General features: G+C 72.9%; 5 protein-coding genes. All 5 read right to left on the reverse strand.

The features are described from left to right. Positions 1-215: 215 nt before the first annotated feature. From E1265_RS33085 to E1265_RS33105, 5 genes are read right to left on the reverse strand one after another with little or no spacing between them, the layout of a single operon-like run. Positions 216-767, reverse strand: coding sequence for a hypothetical protein (locus E1265_RS33085; RefSeq protein ID WP_132934657.1), 552 nt, complete (start codon positions 765-767; stop codon positions 216-218). Continuing rightward, entirely contained in the window at positions 764-1,921 is a 1,158-nt protein-coding gene (locus tag E1265_RS33090) for an ROK family glucokinase (RefSeq protein WP_132934658.1), read from the reverse strand. The genes E1265_RS33085 and E1265_RS33090 overlap by 4 nt, the downstream gene beginning before the upstream one ends. A 48-nt stretch (positions 1,922-1,969) precedes the next feature. Next, positions 1,970-2,896, reverse strand: coding sequence for an ATP-binding cassette domain-containing protein (locus E1265_RS40860; RefSeq protein ID WP_347877276.1), 927 nt, complete (start codon positions 2,894-2,896; stop codon positions 1,970-1,972). Continuing rightward, a complete protein-coding gene (locus tag E1265_RS33100) occupies positions 2,784-3,839 on the reverse strand; it encodes an ABC transporter ATP-binding protein (RefSeq protein ID WP_132934659.1) in 1,056 nt (351 codons plus the stop codon). Before E1265_RS33100 ends, E1265_RS40860 begins: the two co-directional genes overlap by 113 nt. Beyond that, positions 3,836-5,245 (reverse strand): ABC transporter substrate-binding protein, encoded by a 1,410-nt coding sequence (locus tag E1265_RS33105; RefSeq protein ID WP_132934660.1) that lies wholly within the window; start codon positions 5,243-5,245, stop codon positions 3,836-3,838. The genes E1265_RS33100 and E1265_RS33105 overlap by 4 nt, the downstream gene beginning before the upstream one ends. Positions 5,246-5,355 lie beyond the last annotated feature (110 nt).

The raw sequence follows: 5,355 nt of genomic DNA on the forward strand, positions 1-5,355 counted from the left end.
GCACCCGGCCCAACGCCTCGCCCACGTCGTCCGCGAACGTCTGCAGCTGGTCGGCCAGCGTGCGGACCTCGTCCGGGTCGCCCGGGGTCGGATCCGATTCCATGTCGACTGGAGACCAGTCAGCCGGCCGAGCCATCCGGGCACCCACTTTGCACTACCATACGACCACCGCAAGAACGGGTCGCAGTATAGGCAAACTGCGTATCCGGACTACGTCACGGCTCGGTCGTCGAGACCACGAACAGCCGGGGACGCTCCTCGCGGGTGAGGTCGACGGTGACGGACACCTCCGGCTCGGCGTCCGACTGTTGGACCACAGTGCCGGCGAACACCCGGGACGGGTCATCGAAGTTCCAGCCGACCGTGTCGGCGTCGGCCCTGTCGATGGTGACGCCCTCCTCGAGGTCCCCGTACTCGGCGCCCAACTCCTCCAGGAAACCGCTTAGTTGCCTGGGCGAACACCGGAACTCCACATACATGGTGCTCCGCTCCCAGGAGTTGGTCTCGAAGTAGCCGACGTAGGCCGCGCCGTCCGGGATCGGGATGTCGTAGATGCGGCGGCTGACCTTGCTCGGCCACTCGTAGATCAGCGCCCGCGCCGACGCCGTGCGCGCCTTGTCCTCGCCGCTGTCCCGGCTCTGGTAGGCGGAGAGCGCCAGGTAGCCGGCCGGGATGGCGATCAGCAGGAAGACGGTGACGAACGCCAGCCAGCGGTGGCGTGGCCGGTGCGGCGGCCGCTGCGGGCCCGGAGTGACGTCGTTGGTCATGGTCTGGCCGTCCGTCCCCTCGGGGTGAGCAGGTCGAAGCCGGTGCGGTGGTGCACTCGCTCGGCGCGCGCGGCGCGGCGGCGGTTGGCGCGCCGGAAGCGGCGGGCCACCAGGCGGGCCAGGTCGGCGGCGCCGACCATGCCGGCCTCGGCGCCCAGCTCGGCGCGGACGATCTTCGCCTCCGGGCGGTAGCCGCGGCCGGTCAGCTGGCGTCTGAACGCCTCCCTGGCCGGGCGGATCAGCAGGTCGTCGGCGTCGCTGACGCCGCCGCCGATCACGAAGCAGGCCGGGTCGAGCGCGGCGGCCAGGTTGGCGATGCCGACGCCGAGCCAGCGGCCGACGTCCTCGAGCAGTTCGACGCACATCGCGTCGCCCTCGCGGGCCAGGTCGCTGATCAGCGGGCCCGTGATGTCGGCGATCTGACCGTCCACCCGGTCCAGGGTGCGCTGGGCCACCGGCGAGTCGGCGGCGGCCAGCTCGCGGGCCTCGCGCACCAGCGCGTTGCCCGAGCTGTACTGCTCCCAGCAGCCACGGTTGCCGCACGGGCAGCGGTGGCCGCCGGGCACCACCTGCATGTGGCCGAACTCCCCCGCCACCCCGTAGGCGCCGCGCTTGACCTTGCCGCCCTCCAGTATGGCGCCGCCGATCCCGGTGCCCAGCGTGATCATGACCAGGTGGTCGGCGCCCCGGCCGGCGCCGAAGCGCCACTCGCCCCAGGCGGCGGCGTTGGCGTCGTTGTCCACCAGGATCGGCACCGCGAGCCGGGCCGCGAGCGCGTCCCGCAGCGGCTCGTTGCGCCAGGCCAGGTGGGGGGCGAAGAGCACCCGGGAGCGGTCCGCGTCCACCCAGCCGGCGGCGCCGATGCCGACGGCGTGCACGTCGTGCCGGTCGGAGAGGTCGAGGACCAGCTCGGCGATCGTGTCCTCCACCACCTTGGGGCTCTTCGACTTGTCCGGGGTCTCGGTGCGCAGCCGCTCGAGCACCGTGCCGTCCGCGTCCACCACCCCCGCCATCACCTTGGTGCCGCCGATGTCGATGCCCACGGTCGGCACCCGGGGGGCCGAGGCGGGCGAACGGCGCTCACGCGTGGCGATGGCGCGCTGCACGGTCGTCCGCGCCGTCCGGCGGTTCACTCGCTCACGGTAGGTACTCATCGGCTCGATTGTGCCTCACGCCGGGAGGCGGTCGCCCTCCGGCGCCGGTCAGGCGGCCGGTGCGGCGGGGCCACGCGGTGCCGCGGCGGCCAGCCGGCGGGTGTAGGGGTGGCAGGGGCGCAGGATGACCTCGTCGCTCGGGCCGCGTTCGACGATCCGGCCCCGGTACATGACCATCACCTCATCGGCGAAGTGGCGGGCGGTCGCCAGGTCGTGCGTGACATAGAGGACGGCCAGGTTCCGCTGGGCCCGCAGCCGGTCGAGGAGGCCGAGTCTCCAGGCGGATGGAGACGTCCAACATGAACACCGGCTCGTCGGCGAGCAGCACCCGTGGCTCGGGCGCCAGCGCGCGGGCGATCGCCACCCTCCCCCAGCCATGGGGGTCCCCCCGGACGGAGTCTGGGGGAGGCTGGGAGGTGCCCCCAGCCGCTGGCCGCCGGACAGCTCGTGCGGCCGCTTGCGGGCCAGGTCGGCCTCGGGCGTCAGGTTGACGGCGCGCAGCAGGGCCGCCACCTCCTCCTCGGCGTCCCGGCCGCGCGTGGCCCGCCGGGTGGCGAGCAGCGGGCGGCGCAGGTGGTGGGCGACGTCGTGGGCCGGGTAGAGCGAGGCGAACGGGTCCTGGAAGACGATCTGCACGGCCCTGCGGTACGCGCCCGGGGTGCGCTCGGCGCCGTCGAGCCGGATGCTGCCGGCGGTGGGGGCGACGAGCCGGGAGAGGGGGCGGAGCCGCTGCCGCTCTGTCCCACCAGGGCGAGGGTGCGCCCCACGGTCAGGGTGAACGAGACGTCCTCGACGGCGCGGAACGGTGGCCGGCCGCGCCGCCGGTAGTCGACGGTCAGGCCGTCGACGTCCAGGGGGGTCGTCACCGCCGCACGCTCCGCTCCTGGTGGGGGGCGTGCAGGTGGCAGGCGGCCGTCCACGTCCCGGCGGCGCCTGGCGGGGTGAGCGGGTGCGGTTCCGGGCGGCTTCCGGCACACGGCTCGAAGGCGTCGGCGCAGCGGTCGGCGAAGGCGCAGCCCGGCGGCTCCTCGCGCAGGTCGGGCGGCTGTCCCGGGATGCCGCGCAGCTCGCGGCGGGCGCCGAGCAGGTCGGGGAAGGAGCGCAGCAGGCCGCGGGTGTAGGGGTGCGCGGCGCCGCGCGCGATGCGGGCGGTGGGCGCGTGTTCGACGATGCGCCCGGCGTACATCACGGCGAGCCGGTCGCTGAGTTCGAGCAGCAGCGTCAGGTCGTGGGTGATGAAGATGACGCTGAAGCCGAACCGGTCGCGCAGCCTGACGATCTCGTCCAGGATCTCGCGTTGCACGACGACGTCGAGCGCGGTGGTCGGCTCGTCCATGATGACGACCTCGGGGTCGAGGGCGAGGGCCATGGCGATGACGACGCGCTGCCGCATGCCGCCGGACAGCTCGTGCGGGTAGCCGCGCGCCAGGTCCGGGTCGATGCCGACGGTGGCCAGCAGCTCGCGGGTGCGTTCCCGGCGTTCCGCGGCGGCCATCCGGGGGCAGTGGGAGCGGAAGATGTCGTCGAACTGCCTGCCGATGGTGGTGACGGGGTTGAGGGCGTTCATGGCTCTCTGGAAGACCATGGAGAGCCGGTTCCAGCGGAAGGCGCGCAGCTCCTCGCCGCGCAGGGCGGTGAGGTCGGTCTCGGTGGCGTCCCTGCCGTGGAAGGTGACCCGGCCGCCGATGAGCCTGGCGGGCGGGCGCAGCATCCGGCTGATGGCGTAGGCGAGGGTGGACTTGCCGCAGCCGGACTCGCCGGCGATGCCGAGGATCTCGCCGCGGCGCAGTTCGAGGCTGACGTCGCGGACGGCGTGCAGCGGGCGTTCGCCGTCGTAGCGGACGTCGATGTGCTCGGCGCGCAGCACGACCTCGGTGGCGTGGGCGGCGTCGGGCTCGGTCGCCGTGGGCTGGCTCATCGGGCGCGCTCCTTACGGGACGTGCGGCGGGCCCCGCGGCGGGGGCCCCGGTTCCGCAGGCGGGGGTCGAGCACCTCGTCGAGGCCGAAGCTGACGAGCGAGAGCGCGGCGCCGAGCACGGCGACGCACAGGCCGGGCGGGACGAGTTGGAAGTCGCCGGTGTTGCGGCGGTCGGTGAACTGGGCGTACGAGATGGCCTGCACGTCGAGTTCGATGCCGATGTCGGCGAGCTGCTGGGTGTCATCTCGGCGATGCTGACGTAGTCGGTCCAGCCGCTGACCAACAGCAGTGGTGAGGCGTTCGCCGTCCCGTTCCCAGGCGCCGTCCGGTCCTCGGCGGTAGCCGGCGTCGGTGAGGTGGCGGGCCACCGCGTCCTCACCGGTCTCGAACTCGGCGTCCGCCAGGGACGGGTCGAGGACGTTCTCGAAGTTGGGCTGGAGCAGCGCCATCGGGTTGATGGGCGGGGCCTGGCCGGCGTAGAGGCTCTCGCTGATGAAGTCGCGGTCCAGGGCGGCGCTGATGGCGTGCCGCACGCCGGGGTCCGCGGTCGAGCCGCGCTGGGCCTTGGGGGTGAGGTAGGTGACCGCGAGCGGGATGTGCACCAGCTCGAAGTTCTCGTCCCTGTCGAGGTAGTTGGACTGGACGTTGGGGATGTAGGCGCCGGCCCAGTCGATCTCGCCCGAGGTGATGGCCGCGTTGGCGGCGTTGTTGCCGGTGAAGCTGCGGTAGCGCAGGGTGTCGAAGTGCGGCAGGCCCTCGACGTAGTAGTCGTCGCGGGCGGTCAGCTCCATCGTCATGCCCTCGACCGAGGAGACCGTCCAGGGCCCGGTGCCGACCGGGTTCTCGTTGAGGACGGTGGTCTTCTCGTCGTCCGGGATCTCCGACCAGATGTGCTCGGGGATCATCTTGGTCTTGCCAAGGATGAAGTACTCCCTGGTCAGGGCGGATTCGGTGAAGTCGATGACCACCGTGTCCCCGCCCTCGGTGGTGACGGCCTCGATGGGGAGGGCGAACTGGTTGAGCGCCGGATCGTGGGTCATCACCTCGAAGGTGTAGGCGACGTCGTCCGCGGTGAACGGCTCGCCGTCGCTCCAGGTGACGCCGTCCCTGATGGTGACGGTCAGCCGCCGGCCGTCTTCTGACCAGGCGTACTCCCCGCCGAGCCAGGGTCGCACGTCGCCCGAGGTGGCCGCGTTGCAGAGGAGGAGCGGCTTGTAGATCATCCCGTGGGTGGCCTGCAGCGGCTCGGGCGCGAACGGGTCGAAGTCGCGCACGAAGTCGCCGGTGGAGCCGGTGGAGACGGTCAGCACCCCCTCGCCGCCGGCGGAGCCGCCGCCCGCCCTGGTCTCGCCGGTGCAGGCGGCCAGGAGGGCGGTCAGGACGAGGGCGGCGGCCGCGGCGGACACCTACGATGCTCGGTACGGTCATGAGGACTCCCCAGGACTCGGCTGGCCTTGGTCGGCTGGCTCGTGCCGCGCGGCGCGCGTGGGTGGGGGGGCGCGGCGTGGCCTGAAGG

The sequence above is a fragment of the Streptomyces sp. 8K308 genome (assembly GCF_004348315.1).
Classification (GTDB): Bacteria; Actinomycetota; Actinomycetes; order Streptomycetales; family Streptomycetaceae; genus Streptomyces.

What these genes read in the sequence shown, in the direction of transcription:
- E1265_RS33100 (WP_132934659.1), bottom strand. Translation starts at nt 3,839, where the DNA reads ATGAGCCAGCCCACGGCGACCGAGCCCGACGCCGCCCACGCCACCGAG.
- E1265_RS33085 (WP_132934657.1), bottom strand. Translation starts at nt 767, where the DNA reads ATGACCAACGACGTCACTCCGGGCCCGCAGCGGCCGCCGCACCGGCCA.
- E1265_RS33090 (WP_132934658.1), bottom strand. Translation starts at nt 1,921, where the DNA reads ATGAGTACCTACCGTGAGCGAGTGAACCGCCGGACGGCGCGGACGACC.